The sequence below is a fragment of the Pseudomonas sp. JZ134 genome (genome assembly GCF_051027695.1).
GTDB classification, from domain to species: Bacteria; Pseudomonadota; Gammaproteobacteria; order Pseudomonadales; family Pseudomonadaceae; genus Chryseomonas; species Chryseomonas luteola.
In genome coordinates this window covers 2,349,768-2,374,923 of the sequence record NZ_CP069250.1, presented here as the reverse complement: position 1 = coordinate 2,374,923, position 25,156 = coordinate 2,349,768, and the positions used below count along the sequence as shown (strand labels likewise).

General features: G+C 55.2%; 24 protein-coding genes, 1 tRNA gene and 1 pseudogene. 15 read left to right on the top strand and 11 right to left on the bottom strand.

From position 1 onward, the window contains the following. Positions 1 to 12: 12 nt before the first annotated feature. From JQR86_RS11065 to JQR86_RS11040, 6 genes are all read right to left on the bottom strand, one after another. The gene (locus JQR86_RS11065; protein ID WP_434153576.1) at positions 13 to 1,494 is read right to left on the bottom strand and encodes a mannitol dehydrogenase family protein; all 1,482 of its coding nucleotides are present in this window, start codon (positions 1,492 to 1,494) and stop codon (positions 13 to 15) included. Positions 1,495 to 1,542: 48 nt separating this feature from the next. Beyond that, complete coding sequence (locus JQR86_RS11060) at positions 1,543 to 2,640, bottom strand: ABC transporter ATP-binding protein (protein WP_286788699.1); 1,098 nt, start codon at positions 2,638 to 2,640, stop codon at positions 1,543 to 1,545. Between the two features lie 17 nt (positions 2,641 to 2,657). Then, entirely contained in the window at positions 2,658 to 3,491 is an 834-nt protein-coding gene (locus JQR86_RS11055) for a carbohydrate ABC transporter permease (protein WP_122042811.1), read from the bottom strand. Positions 3,492 to 3,501: 10 nt separating this feature from the next. Next, positions 3,502 to 4,437 carry a carbohydrate ABC transporter permease gene (locus JQR86_RS11050; RefSeq protein WP_434153575.1) on the bottom strand — a complete coding sequence of 312 codons (936 nt, stop codon included), beginning with the start codon at positions 4,435 to 4,437 and terminating at the stop codon, positions 3,502 to 3,504. 116 nt (positions 4,438 to 4,553) lie between these two features. Continuing rightward, positions 4,554 to 5,861 (bottom strand): ABC transporter substrate-binding protein, encoded by a 1,308-nt coding sequence (locus JQR86_RS11045; RefSeq protein WP_122042810.1) that lies wholly within the window; start codon positions 5,859 to 5,861, stop codon positions 4,554 to 4,556. Positions 5,862 to 6,151: 290 nt separating this feature from the next. Continuing rightward, positions 6,152 to 7,054: an AraC family transcriptional regulator gene (locus tag JQR86_RS11040; RefSeq protein ID WP_434153574.1), complete on the bottom strand. Its 903-nt coding sequence runs from the start codon at positions 7,052 to 7,054 to the stop codon at positions 6,152 to 6,154. Positions 7,055 to 7,265: 211 nt separating this feature from the next. On the opposite strand from JQR86_RS11040, the gene JQR86_RS11035 reads away from it, so the two are divergent. Together JQR86_RS11035 and JQR86_RS11030 are read left to right on the top strand one after the other, a co-directional pair. Beyond that, entirely contained in the window at positions 7,266 to 8,555 is a 1,290-nt protein-coding gene (locus JQR86_RS11035) for a mechanosensitive ion channel family protein (RefSeq protein ID WP_416613508.1), read from the top strand. A 54-nt stretch (positions 8,556 to 8,609) separates the two neighbouring features. Beyond that, positions 8,610 to 8,699, top strand: a pseudogene (locus JQR86_RS11030) (CatB-related O-acetyltransferase); the annotation flags it as partial. Between the two features lie 76 nt (positions 8,700 to 8,775). On the opposite strand, the gene JQR86_RS11025 reads toward JQR86_RS11030, so the two are convergent. Beyond that, on the bottom strand, positions 8,776 to 8,955 hold the full coding sequence (locus tag JQR86_RS11025; protein ID WP_122042806.1) for a hypothetical protein: 180 nt from the start codon (positions 8,953 to 8,955) through the stop codon (positions 8,776 to 8,778). Between the two features lie 102 nt (positions 8,956 to 9,057). Beyond that, positions 9,058 to 10,176: a GNAT family N-acetyltransferase/peptidase C39 family protein gene (locus JQR86_RS11020; RefSeq protein WP_434153573.1), complete on the bottom strand. Its 1,119-nt coding sequence runs from the start codon at positions 10,174 to 10,176 to the stop codon at positions 9,058 to 9,060. Between the two features lie 197 nt (positions 10,177 to 10,373). On the opposite strand from JQR86_RS11020, the gene JQR86_RS11015 reads away from it, so the two are divergent. Next, on the top strand, positions 10,374 to 11,867 hold the full coding sequence (locus JQR86_RS11015; RefSeq protein ID WP_019365094.1) for a RimK family alpha-L-glutamate ligase: 1,494 nt from the start codon (positions 10,374 to 10,376) through the stop codon (positions 11,865 to 11,867). 194 nt (positions 11,868 to 12,061) lie between these two features. Here JQR86_RS11015 and JQR86_RS11010 read toward each other — a convergent pair whose 3' ends face one another. Further along, positions 12,062 to 12,868, bottom strand: coding sequence for a hypothetical protein (locus JQR86_RS11010; RefSeq protein ID WP_312507898.1), 807 nt, complete (start codon positions 12,866 to 12,868; stop codon positions 12,062 to 12,064). Between the two features lie 57 nt (positions 12,869 to 12,925). Continuing rightward, positions 12,926 to 13,891: an alpha/beta hydrolase gene (locus JQR86_RS11005; RefSeq protein WP_312270965.1), complete on the bottom strand. Its 966-nt coding sequence runs from the start codon at positions 13,889 to 13,891 to the stop codon at positions 12,926 to 12,928. A 175-nt stretch (positions 13,892 to 14,066) separates the two neighbouring features. On the opposite strand from JQR86_RS11005, the gene aroC reads away from it, so the two are divergent. From aroC to JQR86_RS10960, 9 genes are all read left to right on the top strand, one after another. Next, on the top strand, positions 14,067 to 15,158 hold the full coding sequence (gene aroC, locus JQR86_RS11000; RefSeq protein WP_019365091.1) for a chorismate synthase: 1,092 nt from the start codon (positions 14,067 to 14,069) through the stop codon (positions 15,156 to 15,158). A gap of 127 nt (positions 15,159 to 15,285) precedes the next feature. Continuing rightward, positions 15,286 to 16,467: an MFS transporter gene (locus JQR86_RS10995; RefSeq protein ID WP_434154893.1), complete on the top strand. Its 1,182-nt coding sequence runs from the start codon at positions 15,286 to 15,288 to the stop codon at positions 16,465 to 16,467. Next, positions 16,427 to 17,044, top strand: a complete 618-nt coding sequence (locus JQR86_RS10990) for a methylthioribulose 1-phosphate dehydratase (protein WP_010798002.1) — start codon at positions 16,427 to 16,429, stop codon at positions 17,042 to 17,044. The genes JQR86_RS10995 and JQR86_RS10990 overlap by 41 nt, the downstream gene beginning before the upstream one ends. After that, positions 17,041 to 17,592 carry a 1,2-dihydroxy-3-keto-5-methylthiopentene dioxygenase gene (locus JQR86_RS10985; RefSeq protein WP_150347592.1) on the top strand — a complete coding sequence of 184 codons (552 nt, stop codon included), beginning with the start codon at positions 17,041 to 17,043 and terminating at the stop codon, positions 17,590 to 17,592. Before JQR86_RS10990 ends, JQR86_RS10985 begins: the two co-directional genes overlap by 4 nt. Further along, a complete protein-coding gene (gene mtnC, locus JQR86_RS10980; protein WP_434153572.1) occupies positions 17,589 to 18,272 on the top strand; it encodes an acireductone synthase in 684 nt (227 codons plus the stop codon). Before JQR86_RS10985 ends, mtnC begins: the two co-directional genes overlap by 4 nt. A gap of 94 nt (positions 18,273 to 18,366) precedes the next feature. Beyond that, on the top strand, positions 18,367 to 18,582 hold the full coding sequence (locus JQR86_RS10975) for a PLD nuclease N-terminal domain-containing protein (RefSeq protein WP_010798005.1): 216 nt from the start codon (positions 18,367 to 18,369) through the stop codon (positions 18,580 to 18,582). Positions 18,583 to 18,684: 102 nt separating this feature from the next. Continuing rightward, positions 18,685 to 19,545, top strand: coding sequence for a polyamine aminopropyltransferase (gene speE / locus JQR86_RS10970; protein WP_434153571.1), 861 nt, complete (start codon positions 18,685 to 18,687; stop codon positions 19,543 to 19,545). Between the two features lie 250 nt (positions 19,546 to 19,795). After that, positions 19,796 to 20,131 carry a ribonuclease E inhibitor RraB gene (locus JQR86_RS10965; RefSeq protein WP_010798007.1) on the top strand — a complete coding sequence of 112 codons (336 nt, stop codon included), beginning with the start codon at positions 19,796 to 19,798 and terminating at the stop codon, positions 20,129 to 20,131. 150 nt (positions 20,132 to 20,281) lie between these two features. Next, complete coding sequence (locus JQR86_RS10960) at positions 20,282 to 21,169, top strand: AEC family transporter (RefSeq protein ID WP_125887960.1); 888 nt, start codon at positions 20,282 to 20,284, stop codon at positions 21,167 to 21,169. Between the two features lie 355 nt (positions 21,170 to 21,524). Here JQR86_RS10960 and JQR86_RS10955 read toward each other — a convergent pair whose 3' ends face one another. Then, positions 21,525 to 22,220, bottom strand: a complete 696-nt coding sequence (locus tag JQR86_RS10955; protein ID WP_434153570.1) for a crotonase/enoyl-CoA hydratase family protein — start codon at positions 22,218 to 22,220, stop codon at positions 21,525 to 21,527. A 202-nt stretch (positions 22,221 to 22,422) separates the two neighbouring features. Here JQR86_RS10955 and JQR86_RS10950 point away from each other — a divergent pair. The 3 genes from JQR86_RS10950 (at position 22,423) to JQR86_RS10940 (ending at position 25,060) form a co-directional block, all read left to right on the top strand. Then, positions 22,423 to 22,512, top strand: a tRNA-Ser gene (locus tag JQR86_RS10950). A gap of 798 nt (positions 22,513 to 23,310) precedes the next feature. Next, complete coding sequence (gene bcsE, locus JQR86_RS10945) at positions 23,311 to 24,876, top strand: cellulose biosynthesis protein BcsE (protein WP_125887962.1); 1,566 nt, start codon at positions 23,311 to 23,313, stop codon at positions 24,874 to 24,876. Continuing rightward, positions 24,866 to 25,060 carry a hypothetical protein gene (locus JQR86_RS10940; RefSeq protein WP_150347581.1) on the top strand — a complete coding sequence of 65 codons (195 nt, stop codon included), beginning with the start codon at positions 24,866 to 24,868 and terminating at the stop codon, positions 25,058 to 25,060. The genes bcsE and JQR86_RS10940 overlap by 11 nt, the downstream gene beginning before the upstream one ends. Positions 25,061 to 25,156 lie beyond the last annotated feature (96 nt).

The window sequence follows — 25,156 nt, the reverse complement described above, 5'->3', positions numbered from 1 at the left end:
AGAGCCTGGGGATCACCTGTCTGACTTCAGAAGATTTTCCAGAGTTTTCTCTACGCCTAAGGTTTTCAGGCTGGCGAGGTTACGTTCGAAGGAGGCAATAAAGGCGGCGGATTTTGGGATAGAGGTTCCAAAGATTTCTTCAACCCCCAGCAGCTGCTCGGTTAGGCGCTGATCGTTTCTGACCAGGGACTGGCAGAAGTCGGCGCGGGGATCAGGAATACGGTAGGTTTCGCCGCGCTCGTCTACGCCTTTGAGATAAAGCGCCCAGGCGGCCACGACGAGGGAGGCGCGATCCAGATTCTGCTTGTCAGCAATCAGACGATTGATAGTGGGAATGGTGAACTTGGGAAACTTGGACGATCCATCCGAGCAGACGCGCTCCAGCTGATCGGCAATCGCCTGGTTGGAAAAGCGCTCGATCAGCTTGTCCTTGTAGGCTTCCAGATCAATACCGGGAACAGGGGCGAGTTGCGGGGTAACATCCTTGTTCATGTAATCACGAATGTACTGAACGAATAGCGGGTCATTCATGGTCTCGTGAACAAAACGATATCCTTTGAGGAAACCCAGGTAGGTAAGGGCAAGATGGCTGCCATTGAGCAGCTTGATTTTCATCTCCTCATAGGGCGTAACGTCGTCAGTGAACTGAACACCTACCTTTTCCCAAGCCGGTCGGCCATTGACAAATTTGTCTTCCAGTACCCATTGCATGAAGGGCTCACACGCAACCGGCCAGGCATCTTCGATGCCGTAGCTGTCCTTTAGCTTTTGCTTGTGCGCGGTGCTGGTCATAGGGGTGATACGGTCGACCATCGCGTTAGGAAAGGAGACGTTTTTGGCGATCCAGTCCGCCAGCTCCTTGTCTACCAGTTTGGTAAAGGACAGCAGCATTCGCCGGGTGACGTCGCCATTATGAGGAATGTTGTCGCAGGACATGATGGTGAAAGGGGGTATGCCTTCGCAACGGCGTTTGCACAAGGCCGCCAGCAGAAACCCGAAAACCGTTTTAGGATTTTCCGGGTGGGCGATGTCATGCTGGACCAGCGGAAGTTCATCGTTGAACTCGCCGGTGCTATCGTCCATGCAGTAGCCGCCCTCGGTGATGGTCAGCGAAACGATGCGAATATGGTGATGGGCCAGTTTATTGATCAGTGCCTGAGCACTGTCTTCTGCCAGCAGCATCTCGCTGATTGCCCCCACAACACGGACTTCAAGATCTGGCGTGTCGCCCAGCTCGAAAAGCGTATAGAGATAGTCCTGCTCGGCTAGAGTGTCGCGCATGGCGCGGTCTTCACTGCGCAATCCCACCCCACAAATGGACCAGTCCAGCGCCTCGCCCTGATTGAGAAGGGCTTCGGTATAGATGGCCTGATGGGCTCGATGAAAGCCACCAACGCCGATGTGAGCAATGCCATGCCGGGTCTGACATGGCACGTAGCTTGGCGTGCGGACCGGGTCTGTCAGCTGTGCAAGATTCTGGCGATTGAGTTTCATGCAGGTGTCTCCAGGTGTGGCCCTATTGAGCCACGCGAATTCAGTTGATCAGGCGGCTTGTTGCAGGGCACGGCTTACGGCCTGCCCATGCTCATCGAAGAGATGACAGTGGCTCACATCAACGGCCAGCTTGAGCCGCTCGCCATAAGCACCGGAAAAGTCTCCCGGTACGCGTACGGTGAGGGGTTCGTCAGACGGCGTGGTCATGTGGCAGTAGGTGTCGCTGCCCAGGCGCTCGGTTACGTCCGTGACCACGGGCAGCTGACCTTGAGGGTCTATGACGAGATGCTCAGGGCGAATACCTAGGGTGACTTCGTGGCCGACTGCCAATGCTCTGCCGTCACGTGGCAGACGCAGTCGAGGCCCGCTGGCTAGCTCGATTTCCGTCACCTGAGCGCTGGTATGGATGACCTTGGCTTTCAGGAAGCCCATCTTGGGTGTGCCCAGAAAACCTGCGACGAAGAGATTGGCAGGATGATGGTAGAGGTCCAGCGGCGAGCCGACCTGTTCGATACGGCCGCCGTTGAGCACTACCACTTTGGTTGCCAGTGTCATGGCTTCGACCTGATCGTGGGTGACATAGATCATGGTCGCCTTGAGTTCCTGGTGCAGCCTGGCCAGTTCCAGGCGCATCTGGACACGCAAGGCAGCGTCCAGGTTGGACAGGGGCTCGTCGAAGAGAAAGACCTTTGGATTGCGTACGATGGCGCGGCCAATGGCGACACGCTGGCGTTGGCCGCCGGAAAGCTGGCGAGGCTTGCGTTCAAGCAAATGACCCAATTCGAGGATACGTGCCGCCTCGTCAACTTTCTTCTCTATTTCGCTTTTGGCAATTCCCGCCAGATCCAGCGCGAACGACATGTTCTTGCGCACCGTCATATGGGGGTAAAGCGCATAGGTCTGGAATACCATGGCCAGATCCCGTTTGGCGGGGCTGACTTCAGTAATGTCACGGCCGTCCAGCTCAATGGTGCCGCTGGTAACATCTTCAAGGCCGGCAATCAGGCGCAGCAGCGTGGACTTGCCGCAACCGGAAGGACCGACAAACACCACGAATTCACGGTCGTTGATATCCAGGTCGACACCCTTGATGATCTCGATGGAGTCAAAGCCTTTACGCAGGTTACGAATCTTTAACGTAGCCATGGAAAATCCTCTTGTTCTTATTTGACGGCGCCGAAGGACAGGCCGCGTACGAGTTGCTTCTGACTGATCCAGCCGAAAATCAGGATAGGTGCGCAGGCCAGTGTCGAGACGGCAGACAGCTTGGCCCAGAACAAGCCTTCCGGACTTGAATAGGACGCGATCAGGGCAGTCAGTGGCGCGGCGTTGGACGAGGTGAGGTTGAGTGACCAGAACGCTTCGTTCCAGCACAGGATCAGCGACAGCAGGACCGTCGACGCCAGGCCCCCTTTGCTGATGGGCAGAAGAACCCTGACGATTTCCTGAAAAGTGGTGGCGCCATCCAGGCGAGCAGCTTCCAGGATGTCCTTCGGAATATCCTTGAAGTAGGTGTAGACCATCCAGACCATGATGGGCAGGTTGATCAGCGTGTAGATGATGATCAGCGAAAGCTTGGTATCGAGCAGGCCCAGGCTCTTGGTCATCAGGTAGATCGGCATGAGAACGCCTACGGCCGGTAACATCTTGGTCGAAAGCATCCAGAGCAATGTCTGCTTGGTCAGGCGCGTCTCATGGAAGGCCATGGAGTACGCCGCTGGAACCGCCAGCAGTAAGCCCAGCACCGTAGAACCAAAGGAGATGGCGACGGAGTTCCAGGCAAAATGAAAGTAATCGCTGCGCTCCTGAATGTGCAGATAATTCTCCAGCGTGGGCATGAAGATGAACTGCGGAGGGGTTGCAAAGGCATCGATTTCAGTCTTGAAGCTGGTCAGGATCATCCAGAAGATTGGAAAGAACAGCACCAGCGCAATGATCCAGGCCAGCGTGCCGAGAATGGCACTGTGCAGGCGACGAGATTGCTTGAGCGTCATCATGGTCGCATCCTCACTGTTGGGTCAGGTTCTTGCCAAGCATCCGAACCAGGATGATGGCGGCAATATTAGCGATCACGACAGCGATCAATCCGCCTGCCGAGGCCATGCCTACATCGAACTGCAGAAGCGCCTGGTTATAGATCAGATACGCAAGGTTGGTAGACGCGAAGCCAGGGCCGCCACTGGTGGTGGTAAAGATCTCAGCGAAGACCGAAAGTAGAAAGATCGTTTCGATCATCACCACGACGGCAATGGGACGCGCCAGATGGGGCAGGGTAAGGTGCCAAAAAATAGCAAGCGGGCCGGCACCGTCCAGCCGTGCTGCTTCTTTCTGCTCCTGATCAAGCGACTGCATGGCGGTCATCAGGATCAGAATGGCGAAGGGCAGCCATTGCCAGGACACGATCAAGATGATCGACAGCAATGGGTAATTTGCCAGCCAGTCGATTGGCTGTGCGCCAAAAAACTTCCAGACGGCGGCGAGAATGCCTGAAACCGGATGGAAGATGAGGTTCTTCCAGATCAGTGCGCTGACGGTAGGCATGATGAAGAAGGGGGAAATCAGAAAGACCCGTACAATCCCACGCCCCCAGAACTCGGTGGCTTCCAGAAGCGCTGAAATCAGTACGCCCAGGACCACACTGATCAACAAGACACTCCCCACTAGTAGCAGGGTGTTGGTCATGCCCGGCATGAAGCCGGTGTCGGTGATGAAGTATTCGAAATTCTCCAGACCGACGAAGTCATTCTCACCGGGGTAGAGCAGGTTATAGCGAATTAGCGAAAAGTAGATGGTCATGCCCAGTGGCACGATCATCCAGAGCAGAAGCAGCAGGACCGACGGGCTGACCAGAAACCAGCCGGGGCTGGTCCGGCGCTTGCGAACGGTGTGCTCACGAGCTCGTGCCTGGGTAGAGACGGGGCTTTTCAACGTGGTTGTACTCATGACAGTCGCTCCGAACCGTTGCAGCGAGAGGTCTACAGGGCGGCCATCCAGAAAGCTGTCAGGCCAGGCTTGTCCTGAAGCGGCGTAGCCATTACGGCCACGCCGAACCGGTTAAGCTATTTGGGATAACCCGCGCGTTTCATTTCGCGAGAGGTCGACTGCTGGGCAGCCTGCAACGCCTGTTGCACGGGCATCTGTCCGGTCAGTGCCGCCGAGAACAACTTGCCCACCGAGGTGCCGATAGCCTGGAACTCAGGAATGGTTACGTACTGAATACCCACATAAGGAACAGGCTTGGCAGCGGGATGCGCCGGGTCGGCCTTTTCCAGCATGGACAGGGATACCTTGGCGAAGGGTGCGGCCTGCATATAGGCCTCGCTGTATGTAGACTTGCGCGTACCTGGCGGGACGTTGGCAATACCTTCCTTGTCAGCTACCAAGGTGGCGTATTGCTTGGACGTCGCCCATGTTACAAAGGACTGTGCAGCTTCCTTGTTTTTGGAGCTGGAAGGAATCGCCAGGGACCAAGCATAAAGCCAAGACGAACCTTTATCGGTTACCTGCGTTGGGGAGGCGGCAAAGCCCACCTGGTCAGCCACCTTGCTTTGCGATTTGTCGGTCGTAAAAGACCCGGCCACGCTGGCATCCACCCATAGGGCGCACTTGCCGCTGTTGAACAGCGCCAGGTTTTCGTTGAAGCCGTTGCTGGACGCACCGGGAGGGCCGTACTTCTTCATCGTATCGACATAAAAGTTGGCGGCCTTGGTCCATTCCGGGCCAGTGAATTCCGGCTGCCACTTTTCATCGAACCAACGTGCACCGAACGCATTGGCCATGGTGCCGATCAGCGCCATGTTTTCACCCCAGCCAGCTTTGCCACGCAGGCAAATGCCATACTGATCCTTGTCGGGATGGTGAAGTTTGGCGGCAAATTCACCGAGCTGTTCCCAGGTTGGCTGCTCGGGCATGGTCAGCCCGGCGTCCTTGAAGAGGTCCTTACGGTAGTAGGTAATTGAGCTTTCCGCATAGAACGGCAAGGCATACAGCGTGCCCTTGACGGACAAACCTTCCCGTACCGAAGGAAACAGATCGTTCACATCATAGTCGGCTGGCAGGTCTTTCATGGGTTCCAGCCAGCCTTTGGCGCCCCAGAGACCGGTTTCGTACATGCCAATGGTCAGCACATCGAATTGACCGCCCTGCGTGGCAATGTCAGTCGTCAGACGTTGGCGAAGTACGTTTTCTTCAAGGACTACCCAATTGAGTTTGATATCCGGATGCTGCTCTTCAAAGGTTTTGGAGAGCCGTTGCATCCGAATCATATCGCTGTTGTTAACGGTAGCGATGGTGACCGTGGCGGCCTGAGCATAGGTGACGGCACAAATTCCGGCTGTAGCGAAAAGCGCTTTCAATAGCATGTTCATGTCGCACTCCCTTCTGCGCCGTAGCGACAGAAGCTCTTATTGTTGTTTTAACCCCCAGACTGCGAAACAGGAGGAGCGTGTTCGATTGATTACACCTCTTAAGTTAAGCGGTAGACAAATGCGAAAACACACTCAGACTGATACTTTTTTGCACTTGTTAGCGAGTGATCTTTGCGTGTGAAATAGCAACAGAACGCTCTGCAGTAGGGCTTGGCGCGTTTTTGGCGTTGAGCCTGCGTGACAGAAATTGCAAGGTATTGGCAGGCAATGAGCAGTCGCCTGGACCCGGTTTATACGTTCTGCTCGGTCAAGCGTTTTACCGTGAGGCGCCGATAATGCGTAGGCGTCATGCCTTTCATTTGTTGGAAGCGGCGATTGAAATTGGAAATGTTATTGAAGCCTGACTCGAAACAGACGTCTGTCACGGCCTTTTCGCTTTGCGATAACAGCTCGCAGGATTTGCTGATACGCAGGCTGTTCACGAATTCAATAAAACACCGCCCGGTAGCCTTGCGAAAGAAGCGGGAAAAATAGGTAGGCGTCATGCCCAGGTGCTCTGCTGCTTCTTCAAGCGTGAGCTCACTGGTATAGCGCTCGAAGATGAAGTTAAGCGCCTTGTTGGTACGGTCCAGCGTATGTTCGTCGTCTTCCGAACGAATCGGCGCGCCGCTCAGCAGGTGATAATCCTCACAGGTCGCCAGCAGTTCCATCAGTACGAAAAAGTGACCCAGACGGCTGGCACCCCGCGTCTCGGCAATACGCTGCAGAAGATCTGCCGATTCGTTGATGGTGCGCGAACAGTGGAACTGAATGCCGAAACGGGCGCGCTCAAGCAGCGGGTTCAGTGCATTGAGTTCAGGAAAAACTGTCGCCGCGTTTTCAAGCGTCTCATCGGTAAAGTTAACCAGCATGTCGCGCTTGTCGACGACCTCATCTTCCGCTACTTGGCTGATCCAGTTATGGGGCAGGTTAGGACCGGTCAAGAACAGGCTGTAAGGATAAAAGCTGCCGATATAGTCGCCAATGAAGGCTGTGCCCGAGCTGGCTATGATCAGATGCAGCTCGTATTCCTTGTGAAAATGCCAGCGAACCAGAGGGCAGGGGAAACCGTGCTCGCGGTAGATCACCGAATGGCCGCTAAGATCGTCCATCAGTTCATACGACGGATCGCGTTTGCGCAAAGGTCGAGTCATGGCCGGGTCCGTGGTGTTGTGGTTATACGGAAAAGGCCACCGCAGCATAGTCCGCTTCCTCCGAAATGTCTTTAGCGGCTCAACGATACGGCCATGCCGGATCAGGTAACGCCGGTTTGTCGCCGGTCATACAGAAGCCGGTTGCATTTTGCTACCGTAACGCCTCCCCGCCGTCCGGATCAGGATGGTGCGACTCTAAAAAGCAAAGATTATGACTACTTATTTAGATGCCTCGTTAAACTGGCTCAGGAACTATCCCGAGCTTTACACGCTGTTCTGCCTGACCTTGCTGCTGCTGGCTGCCTGGCTATGTAACTGGATTGTGAAGCGTATTCTGGTGAAGGGTGTTTACCGGCTATTAAGCAGTGCTTCGCTGGGTCTTAAAAGTGAGGTCACCAATACCCCGATGATCGCGCGCCTGGCTAATGTGGTGCCGGCTCTGATCTTGTCGACGGGTATCGTCGCGGTACCCGGACTGCCGGAAGCATTGGTCACAGTAGTTGGGAACGTGTGTAGCGCGTTCATTATCCTTACTATCGTGTTGGCGATCAGTAATCTGCTCGATATTGTCAATGCGGTTTACCAGCGCCGTCCCGATGCGCGATTCCGGCCGATCAAGGGGTACATCCAGGTCCTCAAGATCGGCATATTCTGCCTGGCATCCATTCTGATCATCGCCACGCTGATTGATCGCTCGCCATTGATTCTCCTGTCCGGACTGGGCGCGATGGCTGCTGTGCTGCTATTGATCTTCCAGGATACGCTCCTGTCACTGGTGGCCAGCGTACAGATCTCATCCGGGGACATCGTGCGCATCGGTGACTGGATAGAGATGCCCCAGCTCAACGCCAGTGGGGATGTCATCGATATCGCTTTGCACACGGTCAAAGTGCAGAACTTCGACAAGACGATCACCACGATTCCCACCAAACGCTTTATCTCCGATGCGTTCAAGAACTACCGCGGTATGCAGGAATCCGGCGGTCGCCGCATCAAGCGCAGCCTGTTCTTGGACCAGCAGAGCGTGCATTTCATCGATGGTGATGAGTATCGGCATCTGCATCGTTTCAGTTTGCTGGCGGACTATTTGGATAATAAGCAGAAGGAGTTGAATGAATGGAACGAAAAGCTGGCTGAGCGCGGGCAGGAACCTGTCAACACACGTCGCATTACCAACCTGGGTACATTTCGGGTGTATGTGGAGCGTTACCTGCGTAGCCATCCCGGCCTTCGGCAGGACATGACCCTACTGGTTCGCCAGCTCGATCCTACTTCCAGCGGTTTACCCCTGGAGGTGTACTGCTTTACCAATACGGTGATCTGGGCGCAGTACGAAAATATCCAGAGCGATATTTTCGATCATTTGCTGGCGATCCTGCCGGAATTCGGGCTTCGTATCTATCAACAACCCAGCGGGGCGGACATGCGTGCTTTTCTGACGTCGGATCGACCCATCAACGCGGTAACGTCGCTGGATGACAAGCATCTGACCATACGATAGGCCGGGACGCTTTTTACCCTGACAGTGCAACCTGGGTAATACTAGTTGGCGAAGGAGCGTTTCGTGCAGCATGTGCCCGGCAGCGCACCGCCAGCAGCATACAAAACGGTGGAAATTACCCGAAAAGGGTGTCGAGTGTGCTGACTCATTTGCCAGAACTCGTCTGGCAGGCGTCCTAGCCGCTTTTGGGCAGCTTGCCATGCTATGTCAGAGGGGCCGGTTACTTGAGAACGCAGGACGCACTGATGGAGGGATTCATTTTTATCAGCTGGGTCCGCGCATCCATGCAGGTTTTCTGAGAATTGAACTCCTGCATGGCGACCATGGGCGAGCTGCCCTTATCGGTATGAGGACTGGTTGTATTCAAAAGGGTCACCACAAGAAGAACCCAAGTGCTCATAGGAGCTCCGTTTTAGAAACAGCGTCAATGTTGTTACCAAGCGTCTTTTTCTACCTTAAAATTGAAGCCGGCTTATGGCGCTGAAGCGGTACGCTACTGCCCTTACGCTACCGGTTTTTTCACTGGGGCTGGAGGATACAGGATCACTGCAGCCCGCAGCTTGCTCTTGCCGAAGCGGCTGAGTTTGTCGAACTCGGCATGACTGACCGGAATGTGTTGGCAGTCCAGCTCCCGACGATGTTGGCTATGGTCTACGTCTGGGTCGTGGAAGTAAATGAAGTCTTCATCGCAACCGGTTACAGCGATCCAGTGAGGGCCTTTGGTCTGGATAAGGCGAAAGCTGCTGATCAACACCAATGGCAGACCACCATCGGCAATGATTTGCGGGATATCCAGCTTTGTTCGAATCAGGCGTTCAATATCAGTCTGTTTGAGCTCCCGGCTGAAGTCCTCATGCACCAGCCGCATCACGTCACGTTTTTCTTCGCTGCGTACGCCTTCCAGGAAAAGAGGGCCGCGGGTGTTAACCTGTAACTTCACACGAAAGCCGCGGCGTCGGGCGGCCAGGGCCAAGCCGTGTGGCCCACAGCCACCGTGGCCGGCGGTCATGTAAATGGTGGTAGCCTCACGCCAGAGACGTAACTCTTCCCAACGCTCCAGCGGGCGTCCAGGCTCCAGCGCGCCCATGGCCATCAGAAGCGAGGCCGGGCCGCAGGTGAAATCCGTGGTCTGTCTATAGAAAGGTACCTTGCGTAGCCGGCCTTCACCGGGCTGCCGGATACGCTTCTCGAAGCGCAGCGCCTGACTGTGATCTTCGTAATAGTCATCGACGGTTGCAAAGGGGAGATAGCCATTGCGTTCATACAGGGCAATGGCTGCAGTATTGTCCGGGCGCACCTCCAGACGCATGTACGCACAGTCCCGCTCAATGGCACAGGCTTCCGCAGCCTCGAGTAGGCGCTGCCCAAGCTTGTGCCCTCGAGCTGCCGGGTCGATGGCAATGGAATACAGCCGCGCCAGGGAGGTATTTTGGTGAAACAGAACCAAGGCGTACCCCAGGATATTTCTAGCCTCTTCCACCAGCGTGAGAGAGGCATTGGCTCGAGTCAGCATCCATTGGAAATTGCGCCGCGAAAGGCGGTCGTATTCAAAGCACCGTTTCTCCAGCTCAACCAGTGCGTTGAGGTCCTCGTGAACAGCAGGGCGTAGCGTGAAATTCATTTGTGTGAATCCCTAGCCAGGTCAAGCGCCTCAAAGACAGTCGCTCGGTCCTCAGCAGTGCGGTTAAGCCGCGGTTAATGGAGGCTGTGTTACGTAGTTTTCGTCTGTCCATCAATTGGTACAGACCGAACCTGAGTCGTTTGACAGGAACGTTGGTAATAGGCTCCCAAGGCGATTATCTGCACCGAGGAGGTGTTGTGAGCAAGCTGTATATCATCGTCGAGCGCAAGGAGGATTGGTCATCCTATTATCCGAGCGAAGACGTTATCACTGCCCAGGAATACCTTGAGCAGTCAAATGAGCAAGATAACGGCAAGCGTGTGCAGGTCATCAACCTGTGCCGTAACCAGAAGTACCTGGGGCACGGGTATTACTGCTCATTACTGGCAGAGGCCCGGGGTCACAAGGTAATTCCTTCCGTTCGCACGATCAGTGAGCTCTCCCGTAAATCCATCTATAACCTGGCGCTGGAAGATCTCGACAGGTTACTGAGCAAGGCCTTGAAGGGCCATCCCTACGCCAGTGCTGATGGGTTCACGTTGACCCTGTACTTTGGGCGAACCGATATCGAAGCCTTGCAGGATCTGGCCCGCCAGCTGTTTGAAGCTTTCCCCAGTCCACTGCTGCTCGTGGATTTTCGCCGCAATCGTGAGGGCTGGCATATTGGGGGCGTCAAGCTGGGAGCCATACACAAGCTGCACGAAGCTCAGGAAGACCTTTTTGCCAATGCCTTGGATGGTTTTAGTCGACAGGTCTGGCTCAAGCCGCGCGTACGCGAAAAATATCGCTTCGAAATGGCTATCCTGCATGACCCGAAAGAAGCGTTTCCGCCTTCTGATGCCAAGGCTCTGAAAAGCTTTGTCCGGATTGGCAAGCGCCTGGGAATTGATGTCGAGTTGATCGAGAAAAAGGATTACTCACGCCTTTCGGAGTTCGATGCGCTGTTTATCCGTGAGACAACTGCCATCGATCATCACACGTATCGTTTCGCCAAAAAAGCGGAAAGCGAGGGGTTGGTGGTAATGGATGATCCCCGCTCGATCCTGCGATGCACCAATAAAGTCTATCTGGCGGATTTGCTTAAAGCACACAAGCTGGACATGCCCAAGACGGAAATTCTGTACAAGGACAATGCCGCCCAGTTGGCAACGGTAGGGGAGCGGCTGGGCTTTCCGCTGGTGCTAAAGATTCCGGATGGTTCGTTCTCGCGTGGCGTTATGAAGGTCTCCAATCAAGAGGAGTTGAACAAGGCGAGCGCCGAGTTGTTCGAGCGCTCCGTGCTGCTCCTGGCCCAGGAGTTCTTTTATACCGACTATGACTGGCGCATAGGCGTGCTCAACCAGGAGCCGATCTTTGCCTGTCAGTACTTCATGTCGAAAGGGCATTGGCAGATCTACGATCACAGCGCCGGTGCGGTCGAGAGCAGTGGTGACTTTCGTACCGTACCCATTCAGGAGGCACCTCATGAAGTGGTCGAGCTGGCGGTTCGTACTGCCAACCTTATCGGCGACGGCCTGTACGGAGTTGATCTCAAGCAGGCGGGCGAGCGAATGGCGGTCATCGAGGTCAACGACAATCCCAATATCGACTCAGGGATCGAGGATGCCGTCCTGAAGGATGATCTGTATGCGTTGATCCTGGAGGAGTTCATCCGCCGGTTGGAGTTGCAGCGCAACGGTCAGCGTTGGTGATTGCTGATGTTCCTGTAAGCACTTGGACGCTAAAGTGCCCCGCAAAGCGGTCGGAGATTTAACCAAAGCGTAGCTTTTATCCTCGGACTGACCGCCCTGGAAGGACGGTTCTCAATCCCGGTAACTACGTACCGAAAGAGTGCCGATAAAAACATCGGCTTCAGGCGTAGCTGTAACGCCTGAAGCCTTTTGACTCAATGAAACACCATCCAGATCAGCAGCCCGGCCTCGAAGAGGCAGAACGCCATCAGGCATGCCATGGTGAACTTCAGGCCCGCATCGTCACGACGGTAGGCGGCAATCTGCTCCTGCAGCTTGAACACGCTGAGGTCACGCTCATGCAGGTTCTTGTCCGCCTGTTCCAGCATGCTGCCTACATCCAGCAGGGAAAGCACCTGCACCTTATCCATGTTCCATTCGCTTTTCAGCTCGCTGGCCTTGGGCGCGCTACAGATGGCCTTGAGGGTTTGCCCCTCAAGATAGGTAAGGGTAAAACCCTGAGCTTCCAGTGCATGGTCGCGGCGCTTGCGCATCTCCTCGACAAATCCATCACGGGCTGGCAGATCAAGGTTGGCCACCTTGTAGTGGCCCCACTTGGTCTTGGCCCATGCAATGCCCTGAGCCAACAGAAAGCGGCCCAGGCCACGATTGGATGGCTCGACTTGCAACAGTCCGCCTTCAAGTCCGCCGGGTTCGGCGGTGAAGCGGATCTCCTTGTTCTCGTGATCAGCCCAGATATTCAGGAAGTTTTGATCACGGTGAACGCGCTGTCCGGGCAGCTGAATGCTCAACGATAAAACGCTCAGATCGTCTCCATGCCGTTCGGTCTTGCCAAACTGCACAAAGCGCAGCGGGCGAGGCCCGGTAATACGATCCGTGGGCAACGGTGTCAGACGCAGCAGGTAAAAATGTTCCGGTCCGAGCTCGGCCCAGGGATGCGTCTGCTTCTCAGGGGCGGTTTCCTCGGCGGTAGTGGGTTCTTCAATATCGGTTTCAGTCATGGCCGCGATCCTTTTCTACCTCCGCATGGGGTAATTCAAATCGCTATATCGGCCAAATCAGCGTGGACTAGAGACTTTTTCCTGAATGAAGGCGGTCATTCGCTCCACCAATTCGCCCGCTAATGGAAGATCCGGGTTGTTGTAGGTGGAAAGCTGAGCTTCGACATTGGCTGGCGTGATTCTGAGCATATGGTTCATGCCTGGAATCAGCGCCAGCTCGGCCTCGGGCCTTGCCCGTTTAAGCGCCTCGGCATCCTTGATGTCTACCTGAATGTCATGCTTGCCCTGGATGATCAATGCCGGAGCCTTGACCTGAGCGAAGGCCTGGGCGGGATTCTCCCGGAAGAGGGTGATCAGGTAAGGCTGAACGCTAGGGCGAAACAGCACCATCAGGGGCTCCGGTACTTGAAGCTGCATCTGGCCTTTATCCAGCTGATCCATGATCCATTGTGCGCTGGCCAGCAGCGCAGGGGACAGCTTGGTTGCCAATTGCTCGCGCAACACGTCGTCGATAGGGCGGCCACTTCCCGACAAGGTAATCAGGGCATCGGCACCTGCATCGTTGGCAGCGAGGCTGGCCATGAGGGCGCCTTCGCTATGGCCGATCAGGATCAATTTTGTAAAACGCGGGTCTGAGTGGAGCTTTTTCGACCACGCGACGATATCTGCAACATAGCGTGGGACGCTCAAGTCTTCTTCTCGTGGCGCAGCAGGCGTACTTTGTGCGACGCCACGCTTGTCATAGCGAACGCTGGCAATACCGTTCTCAGCCAGGGCCTCGGCCAGGCGCTTCAAGGCAAAGTTACGCGCCATGGGGTTATTGCCGTCACGGTCTGTAGGCCCGGAACCTGCAATGATAAGAGCTACCGGCTGTGGCTTGTGACTTTCCGGCATGACCAGGCTGCCATACAGCGTTCCGTTGGCCGTCTCAAGGTTGATAGGGTGATACAGGATCGGCCCCCTGGCCGCGAATGCGGGTAGCGTCAGAAGGCAACACAGCAGAACAAACAGGCGGGACATCACAGCACTCATGACCATAAACAAAGGGCACCGGACGGTTCCGGTAACCCGTAATTGGACGCAGCGTAACGGTTAGGGTTCTAAAGATGAACTCGGGAAAGCCAGAAGGTATACTCGTTCGCTTTCTGTGCCGGCGCTGGATAGGCTCCGGTCCATCGATTCTGCGGAGCTTTGCGACATGTCCGGCAATACCTTTGGCACATTGTTCACTGTTACCACGGCTGGCGAGAGCCATGGGCCCGGGCTGGTCGCGATTGTAGACGGATGCCCACCGGGGCTGCCGTTGGCGTTGGCTGACCTTCAACATGATCTGGACCGTCGCAAGCCGGGCACCAGTCGGCATACTACCCAGCGCCAGGAGCCGGATGAGGTCGAGATCTTGTCTGGCGTGTTCGAAGGCGTCACCACGGGTACGCCTATCGCTTTGCTGATTCGCAACACCGACCAGAAGTCAAAGGACTACTCTGCCATCAAGGACCTGTTCCGCCCAGCTCACGCGGACTATACCTATCACCATAAATACGGGTTGCGTGACTACCGTGGCGGTGGCCGCAGCTCTGCTCGTGAAACATCCATGCGGGTTGCGGCTGGCGCCATTGCCAAGAAGTTTCTGGCGACCAAGGGCATCCGTGTCCGGGGCTACATGAGCCAGCTCGGTCCTATCGAAATTCCGTTCAAGACCTGGGATAGTGTGGAGGAGAATGCGTTCTTCTGTCCTGATCCAGACAAGGTGCCGGAGCTGGAAGCGTACATGGATCAGCTGCGTCGCGATCAGGATTCGGTAGGTGCCCGGGTTACGGTCGTGGCCGACGGCGTTCCGCCGGGCCTGGGTGAGCCGATTTTCGATCGCCTGGATGCCGAGCTGGCTTATGCACTCATGAGCGTCAACGCCGTGAAAGGCGTTGAGATTGGTGCCGGATTTGCCAGTGTAGCGCAGCGGGGCACCGAGCACCGCGATGAGCTGACCCCCGAAGGCTTTCTCAGCAACAACGCCGGCGGTGTACTGGGAGGCATTTCCTCGGGGCAGCCAATCGTAGCGCATCTGGCGCTCAAGCCTACCTCAAGCATTACCACGTCTGGCCGCTCCATCGATGTGAATGGCCAGCCCGTTGATGTGATAACCAAGGGCCGCCACGATCCTTGCGTTGGCATTCGGGCCACCCCGATTGCCGAGGCGATGATGGCGCTCGTCCTGATGGATCACTACCTGCGACATCGTGCCCAGAATGCGGATGTACACGTAGGAACGCCTGTCCTGGGTCAGCTCTGATTGCGGGCTTATCAGCCTATAGACAGGTTCAACTGCAGCCTGCCCGTTGAGGGCAGCTGCATGAATAGGCACGCCGCTGATCAGCTGTATCGGCCTGCTCGGGCACTGCATGAATACACATGAGTCAATGCCGATTCCTTATTGGCGTCTGTCCAGTTTTTATTTCTTCTACTTCGCCTTGTTGGGCGCAACGGCGCCGTTTCTGTCGCTCTACTTTCATCATCTGGGGTTTTCCAGCGAGCATATCGGTCAACTGGTCGCTATTCCTATGCTGATGCGCTGCCTGGCGCCTAATCTGTGGGGGTGGCTGGGCGACCGTACCGGTAAGCGGTTAACCATTGTTCGTTTCGGCGCCTGCTGCACGCTCATCTGCTTTGCGGGAATCTACCTCAGTCATAGCTACGCCTGGCTCGCCTTGGTCATGGCGGCCCATGCGTTCTTCTGGCACGCGGTGCTGCCACAGTTTGAAGCCATTACCCTGGCACACCTGCGTGAACAGGCTTCGCTGTATAGCCGCATTCGCCTCTGGGGATCCGTCGGGTTTATTGCAGCAGTGGTAGGGCTGGGCAAGCTGTTCGAGCATTTCAGTCTTGATCTGTACCCAGCCGGCCTGCTGGTCATCATGGCCGGTATTGTCATAGGCAGTATCTGGGTTCCGTCGCCTCTTGCGGTAAAACTGGAAAACAGCGGAAGCGAAGGCGGACTCATGGGTTGTCTGCGTCAATCGGGCATCATGGCTTTTTATTTGGGGGCCTGCCTCATGCAGCTCTCCCATGGGCCTTATTACACCTTTCTAACGATACACCTGGAAAGCCTGGGTTATGCTCGCGGCACGATCGGTCTCTTGTGGGCAGTAGGGGTTGTGGCGGAGGTGCTGATCTTTTTGGTCATGCCTCGTTTGTTGACCCTGTTCAGCCTGAGACAGGTACTTGCGGCCAGCTTTCTGCTTGCAGCGCTGCGCTGGCTGCTGTTGGGTCATCTTGCCGATCACCTAGGGGTTCTGCTCTTTGCCCAGGTCATTCATGCGGCTACATTTGGTTGTTTTCATGCATCGGCGATCCATTTCATCCAGCGCCGTTTCGGAAACAGACATCAAGGGCAGGGGCAGGCATTGTATGCTGCACTGTCGGGAACCGGAGGCGCCTTGGGGGCGTTTTACTCCGGTTATAGCTGGCAGGTGTTGGGTCCTGCCTGGACATTCGGCTTCGCCAGCCTGGCAGCGCTGGTGGGGGCATGCATGATCATTACGCGTTTGGAAGATCGACATCATGATGAATCATCGGGAGCTGCTGGCGCAGCAAATCATTGAGGCGGGTCAGTTTCTCTACAGTCGGGGATGGTCTCCAGCAACCAGTAGCAATTACTCTGCCCGGCTGTCCGAAACCCGCGCGTTGCTTACAGTCTCAGGCAAGCACAAGGGACAGTTGGGCCTGGATGATGTGCTCGTAACGGACCTGGAAGGTAACAGCCTGGAGCCCGGCAAGAAGCCGTCGGCCGAAACGCTGCTGCATACCCAGCTGTATCGATGGAAGCCGGAGATTGGCGCGGTGCTGCATACGCATTCGGTTAATGCCACGGTTCTGTCCCGGATGGTTGCCGACGAGGCGCTGGTATTGCATGACTATGAGCTGCAGAAGGCCTTCAGCGGTATCACGACCCACGAGGGCAGGGTACTGGTACCGATCTTTGAAAACGATCAGGACATCGCCCGGCTTGCCACGCATGTTCAGACATGGCTCGACACGCATCCAGACTGCGTGGGGTATTTGATTCGTGGTCATGGTCTCTATACTTGGGGGGCTCGTATGAGCGATGCCTTGCGCCAGATCGAGGCGTTCGAGTTTCTTTTCGAATGTGAACTTAAAATATTGAGTATCCGGACATGAGCCGCCTGACTGTCTACCATGAGTCCCATCCCGAGCAGCCCAACAAGGTCCTGACCCAGAGCGACCATATCGCGGCAACGCTGGCCGAAGTAGGCGTTCGATTCGAACGCTGGCAGGCCACGGCGCCTGTAGCGCCGGGGGCGAGCCAGGAAGAAGTGATTGCCGCCTATCGTCCCGAGATCGATCGTCTTATCCAGGAACGCGGCTATCAGACCGTGGATGTGATCAGCATGAAGGCTGATCATCCTCAGAAAGCCGAGCTGCGCGCCAAGTTTCTGGACGAGCATCGTCATGCAGAGGATGAGGTCCGCTTTTTCGTGGCCGGGCGTGGCCTCTTTACCTTGCATATCGGCGAATATATCTATGCCGTACTGTGCGAGAAGAATGACCTGATTTCAGTGCCCGCCGGTACACCGCACTGGTTCGATATGAGCGAAGAGCCTAACTTCGTTGCGATCCGGCTGTTCAATAATCCTGAGGGATGGATCGCCCAGTTCACTGGGGAAGACATTGCTTCCCGTTTTCCACGCCTGGAGGCAGATGCATGACCATTCGCGCTATCCTGACCGATATCGAGGGCACGACCAGCGCGGTCAGCTTTGTCTTTGATGTCCTGTTTCCTTTTGCGGCCAAGCATCTGCCGGGCTATGTGCGTGAGCATGCTCAGGAGGTGGCAGTGGCAGAGCAGCTGGATGCGGTGCGCGCCGAGGCCGGGGAGTTGACTGCCGACACCGAGCGCGTCATCGAGATTCTGCTGGGCTGGATCGCTGAGGATCGTAAGGTTACACCGCTCAAAGCCTTGCAGGGCATGATCTGGGCACAGGGCTACAAGGCCGGCGAGCTGAAAGGGCACGTCTATCCGGATGCCGTCGAAGCCCTTCGGCGCTGGCATGCGCTGGGGATTGCGCTTTACGTCTATTCTTCCGGCTCTGTGCAGGCGCAAAAGCTCATCTTCGGTTGTTCCGAGGCTGGAGACCTGACGCCGCTGTTTTCCGGCTACTTCGATACGATGACCGGAGGCAAGCGTGAAGCCGCTTCCTATAGCCGTATCGCCAGCGCAACCACGCATCAGGCAGATGAAATTCTCTTCTTATCGGATGTTGTCGAGGAGCTGGATGCTGCCCGGTCTGCCGGTATGAAAACCTGTGGCCTGGTTCGCGAGGGCGGCGAGCTGGCCGGTCACCCTTGCGTGAAAAACTTTGCTGAAATCGACCCTCTGACGCTCTGACAAAAGAGGTATCAGCGACATTCGGTCGTTTAAGGCGAACTACCGCCTCGGGTGCGCAGTCCCAATTTTACCGGAACTGAATTGGAGAGCACCCATGATTAACTCAACTATAGGCGGTGTCATCGGTTTCATCGTCTTCTTGCTGGATATCTGGGCTATCGTCAGCGTCATTCGCAGCGACAGCACTAGTAACAAGAAGATCTTCTGGACACTGCTTATCATCATTCTGCCAGTCGTGGGGCTGATTGCCTGGGGGCTTGCGGGTCCTCGCGGAAGTACGTCCGTATCGGCGCCAACGCATAAAGGGTAGTAGAACGCGTCTGGAGACCGTCACGCATTGCCCTTACAATGCCCGCCTTTTCCAGGGCGGGCGTTTTCCGTTCCGCCCATCCGAGGAACGGGAGACCTCTCAATGAAAGATTATCTAGAAACTCTATATGACGGCTATGGCCAACGCTTTCGCATGGACGAGCTGCTCCATGAGGTTCGTACCGAGCACCAGCAACTCGTTATTTTCAAGAATGCCCGCATGGGACGCGTCATGGCGCTGGACGGCGTAATCCAGACGACCGAAGCCGATGAGTTCATTTACCACGAGATGCTTACCCATGTGCCATTGTTTGCCCATGGTCAGGCCAAGCGTGTCCTGATCATCGGTGGCGGTGACGGCGGCATCCTGCGTGAAGTGGCCAAGCACAAGAGTGTCGAGCACATCACCATGGTGGAAATCGATGCGGCCGTGGTCGACATGTGCAAAACCTATCTGCCCAATCACTCCAATGGCGCATTTGACGACTCGCGTCTCAACCTTGTCATCGATGACGGTATGCGCTTCGTGGCAAATACAGCTGACCGTTTCGACGTGATCATTTCCGACTCGACCGATCCCATCGGCCCGGGTGAAGTACTGTTCTCGGAAAACTTTTATCAGGCCTGCCATCGCTGCCTGAATGAAGGTGGAATCCTGGTCACGCAGAACGGCACGCCCTTCATGCAGCTTGACGAAGTGAAGACCACAGCAAGCCGGGTCAACGGGCTCTTTGCTGACTGGCATTTCTATCAGGCTGCCGTACCGACCTACATTGGCGGCGCGATGACCTTTGCCTGGGGCAGCCGAGACGCTGGCAAACGTTTCGTGCCGGTAGATACCCTACGCGAACGTTTCGCAGCCTCCAGCATTGTTACGCGCTATTACAATGCCGACATCCATATTGGTGCCTTTGCGCTGCCTCAATATGTACTAGGCGCCATTGGCAAGACTTCCAACGCCTGATATTTTCGGAAGGTGCCCTGTGATCATTTGCAGGGCACGCACCACTCGTCGCTATCCAAGGAACCGGTGCCGCCTCAAAGCTCTCTTTTAGTTGTGTGCAATGCTATACGTCAGGCGTTTGTGTTGGCGTTCTTTTAGTTGAAAGGGCTCTGCGAGTGGCTTCGCTGATACCGGCGATCACCGTTGCAACGCCTCTATCACGCTCTATCGCATTAACTAAAAATCCCATTCAATGAGCAGGAGGTGCCCTATGCCTTTAAACATCTCCGATGATGTAAGCCTTACTGTGCTCCGGCAGATGAAGGAGGGTGGTTTCGACTTCTCACGCATACATCCCATCGATTTCTTCGCTATTTTTCCTGATGAAAAACAGGCCCGAGAGGCTGCATGTCAATTCAAGGGAGAGTCGTTGAACGCTCAGATAATCCCGCACGAAGAGGGTGGGTGGCACTTACAGGTCAGTAAGGTCATGTTTGCTACCTATACGACAATTGACGATTTCGAGTCTGATCTTGAGGCCGTCGTCAGTCCTCTTGGCGGAACGTTGGATGGCTGGGGCGTAACCCAGGAAATCAGGAGGACCTGATCCTGACGTCGAGGCATGGCCGTTCGTGTCATGCCTCATTTTAGTTTCTGCCATATGCTCCGTTTGATCTCACGTCTTGCACTACCGATTTACTACTCCCCGTTCTTGCTCAAGAGGGCATAATGAACCCTTGATTCAGGGGAGAAAGGCATGCTGTCAGAGTTATTCGCGGTCATGGCGCCTGTGCTCATTGGCGCAGGTATCGGCTATTTCTGGAAGCGCTGGGGCTATGAATATCCCACTGACTTCATCTCCCGCCTGGTCTTCAACGTAGCCTCTCCCTGTCTGGTCTTGGCGACACTGGGGCATGCACATATCGACAAGCACAGCTTTGGGCAAATGGCCCTGGCCTGCGTGGTTATCTGCGCGATCATGGGGTTGGCAGCCTATGGGCTTGCCCGTGTCTTCAAGCGAGACTGGAAGGTATTAGCCCCGGCATTCATGTTTCCCAATGTAGGCAACATGGGCTTGCCGGTGTGCCTGTATGCGTTTGGCGAGCAAGGCATGACGCTGGCCGTGGCATTTTATCTGGTCTTGTCGATCGGTAATTTCAGTTTAGGGATCTTCTGGATGTCCGGCGAGCGCTCGCTCAAGATGCTGCTGGGAAATCCCATCATGATCAGCGTAGCGATTGCATTATCACTCATGATGCTTGATGCCCAACTGCCGCGCTGGATTGCCAATACCGTCGACCTCATGTCCGGCCTTGCCATTCCGCTCATGCTTATTACGCTGGGCGTGTCACTGGCCAGCATACGGCCACAACACCTGGGGTCCGGCTTCCTATTCGGTGGAATCCGGCTATGTCTGGGTGCTCTTGTGGGCTGGCTGGTGGGTTGGGCGCTACATCTGCCACCTCTGGCCCATGCTGTCCTCGTCACCCAGTCATCCATGCCCGTAGCGGTTTTCAACTATCTCTATGCCCTACGCGCTAACCGGTCTCCCCAGGAAGTAGCCAGTCTCGTATTGTGTTCAACCATACTGGCGTTTGGGTTCTTGCCGCTGATGCTGGCATGGTGGCTGCCTGCCACAGGATAATCAGCCTCCCAACAGGCGAGTCAGGTTGGGAAGTACAAGTACGATGGTGGTGATGATCAGCACAAGACTCGCTTGCCGCCACTTGGGTGTCGGTTCTCTTAACATGACTCAAGCCCTTTCTTCTTATAGGGAGAAGCTCGATTGCTCTGTCGGCATTTGTATGGCCCTCGCAAGGGCCATATCACATTGAGTCGAGACTAGGTCGCAAGTTACAGCCTGTTTAGATCTAAAGCTTTTCTAAATCTCTTACTTAATGGTGTTTAGCGATTAAAAGGAGCGCTGTACAGCGTCTTTTCACTGTTATAGACGCGTTTCACAGAGGCTTCGTGACAGCGTGCCGTTTGTCTGATGATTGTCAGGCGCGGCCGAAGTGTTGGGCGTCCAGGGCGATAGCCTCATCCAGTGCGGACAGTAATGGCGCTCTGGCCTTTACCTTCGTATTCCCATGGGCTGACATGTTGAGCTTGCTCAGGCGCATAGCGGCGCGGTGAACAGCGTCTTCCAACGCTTCTGGCGGTACGACTTCATCCAGAAAGCCTGCTTCGGCAGCCGCTTCAGGTGAAAACATTTCAGCACCAATCACGGCTCGTTGAAAGGCGGGACGGGGCAACCGGTCGCGTGCGATTTCAATACCCGCCTGATGCATTGTCATACCAATGGCGACTTCATTCAGCCCTATGGTAAAGGCGCCTTTGACGCCAATCCGGTAGTCCGCCGACAGTAACAGGAAGGCACCTTTGGCAACAGCATGACCACCGCATGCAACTATCACGGGGAAGGGGTGGGACAACAGACGACGTGACAGACGAGACCCCATTGTGACTAGGTCGATCGCCTGCTGCGGGCCGCTCATCATGACCTTCAGATCGAAGCCCCCGGAGAGGATTCCCGGTTGGCCTGTAATGACCACAATGGCTTTGTCCTTTTCGGCCTGATCGAGGGCCTCGTTCAGCGCATCGATAACAGCTGGCGAGAGCGCATTGACCTTGCCGTTGTTCAGCGTAAGCGTTGCCACAGGGGATTCATAGCGATAAGAAACAAGTGCGTTCATGAGTGAGCCGTTGTCGTTATTAATATTGCGGTGAACGTAACGACTGTTTCGAGTCACGTAAAGCCGTTTGGTTGACTGCCTGGTCACGCATGAACTGGGCTTTCTGATTTAAATGCATGAATACATTAAAAAAAATTTGCCATTTCAAAACTACATGGATATAGTAGCGCACCTCAACGACGCAGACGTTGAGAAAAACTCTGGTGAGGTGTCCGAGCGGTTGAAGGAGCACGCCTGGAAAGTGTGTATACGAGAAATCGTATCGTGGGTTCGAATCCCACCCTCACCGCCAGATTAACAAAACCCCTGAGAGCGAAAGCTCCAGGGGTTTTGTGCATTCTGGGTGAAATTTCTGCCGAATATACGGGCAGGATGTCAGCGTTTTAGATACCGAGCACCTGGGGCGTAAGTTGCGAGTGTCAGATCTGGCAGGCAGGGTTCGCTGAAAGACGTTGGTTTGCGAAGTTCGCGCTCTATGTCCGTTAGCACAGTGTCCATCAGCAAAGGGTTCTGGACTTGCGCTGAGGTCAGCTTCCAGGTGAGCGGAGAATTCCCCGTTACGGGAGCTGCAGTAATGGTCAGGCTACCATCGCAATCGACCACTGTATTGACCTGGTAGCGTCCAAGCGAGAGATCCGACAGGTGAAGAAGTGACTTCATGATCAAAGAGCAGCGTTTTCCGTGATGAGTATTAGATACGGAATTTCCCAAACATTCCCGCACGGCTTGACCGTTTGTCAGATCTTCTTTTCCTGTCTTACGTCTTGATTTAGATCAAGAAAGAGGTTGTTTCACCGACGCTGTTGACTCAAGCCGCAGCGTGTCGTGGTGACATGTCCGCCGCGACTTGCCTTTTATGGCCAAAACTTCTGATGGCCTGAAGGCTGTACGGGAAGGATGGTGGTAGGTGCGGTTATAAGGTCGCTGCTTAATCGCTCGACTGTTGTTTGCCAAGTTGCTGGCTATTGAAGGGCTAGGCTGACTTTCTCCCCTAGGTACTGTCAAAAACCGGGATTGTGGCGTGTGGCCAACTGGATGTTCGCTGGGTTGTCTGCAATGCTATGTTTATCTTCAGGCAAAGGCGAACAGTTTGCACATCGCTATTCATTCCCTACCTCAACAATATGGCCATATGCGCCAGCCTGGCCTGTACTGGTTGTTGGTTAACCAGGCTCTGGTGGCCGATACGTTGCTGCTGTCAACCCTCCATGAGCAGGCTTCGGACGTATCGTCAATTTGCGTATTGCCTGACCGGCCCAAGGACAGCTGGATCGACGTTCTGCTGGCTCATAAAACTAACGTCCGGTTTTATACGCTAGCTGAACAGAACCATGAGCGCTGGCTGGAGCGGTTGACCGAAGAGCTTGAATGGTATGGCAGGTTGGCCGGCCGGCTGATCGTGGTGCAGTACGATGTTCGCCAATTGGACAGTCTGACCGAGGCTGCGCTGAAAAAGCGGCTGGCTCATCTGGCCGGATGGGTCCGTAAGCACAAGGCTACATGGCTCATGATTGGGGTAGGAGATGGTGTCCAGCAGCGGACACGTCTGGCGCCACTAAGTGATGAGTTATCCGGCCTGGGTGAAATGGAGCGTCATGCCTTTCATGTGCATTACCATATTGATCACTGGCGTAGCGGGGAGGGTGGCGTTTTTCATGCTGACTTCTCACTTGAGCTGAGTGAGTCCGGCCTGCGACTGGCCAATGCCGCTGATGTGGAGGTGTCTACCAGTAACCGTGATGACGAGGTGGTTCTGGCCTGGCGAGAATGCTTGGCAGGCCGACAGGCACCCTCCCGGCATTGGCAGCTGTTTGACTCACTGAAAGATCTGCTTAATGCAGCCCATGGCGCCCATGCCGCTACGGTAGTGCTGGGCATTGCAACTGCGGGCAAGGTAGAGGAACTCGCAAGACAGATCCATGGCTTACGCGCTGCCCGAGGCAATCGGCTCAAGATTGTGATTCGTGAAATCAGTCAGTGTCTTCGCCACGTGGATGAACGGCTGTTCTTTTCAGCGGGTACCAACCTCGTTGTGCCGTACCTGAACGATGTATCCCGTTTCTTTAGTCAGTTGCAAAGTGTACAAGGACAGATTTATCGGCGAACGGGCGATACGGACTTCGATAAGCTCCTGCAGGCATTACGTCCCCAATTCATGCGTGGCTATGTGGCTGCAGAGACTTTTATTGGCAGTGTACAGGCCGAGCTGGAGCGCATCGTACAGGATGAGCTGCCCGGCATGGTATTAAAGCTCAAGCCCGCCCATGGTCTGACCGCACTGGATCTATTGGCACAGTGCGACATGAAGCGTCGTGGCGATTTCGTGACCGTGGTCGAGCAAAGCTTGTACCTGTATCTGTTTGCGTGTCGCCTTAACGATATCGAACCGGCCTTGCGAAATATTTTTCGTGTTTCTGTCGATACGCTGGCATCGAGTGTCGAGATTTATGACAGCGCCGAGCGGTTGGGGCTGGAGCTGAGTCGAATGAATGCGCTACCGGCCCAGCATGACTATACGGATGACCTTGCCTTCCGGCTCAAAGGTATTGCCGAGCCGGCTGACATCAAAGATGTCTCTCCCGAATCGGGTGAGCCACAGCCTGTATTGAGGCGTGTTTCGCTTATGGTAAAGAGGACTGCAACCCATGAGCGATGAGCTGTTTCACTACGCCATCATTCTGACCGGCATTCTGGCTTTTCTGGCGGGTTTTTTGCTGCGCTCGGCTTGGAAGGCCATACTGGATTGGATATTTCACAAGACACAAAGGCCTCGTTACCTGAAACCCTCGATAGAGCTTAAAGGGGGCAAGATTCGTGATGGCGAGACAAAAGGGCGGTAATCAGTAAACCTGACGGACGTTTATGCTCCGTCATCCATTCGACTACGCCTCGCTATCGCCTTGAGCGGGCAGGACGCCTTGATTGAAGATGTGTTT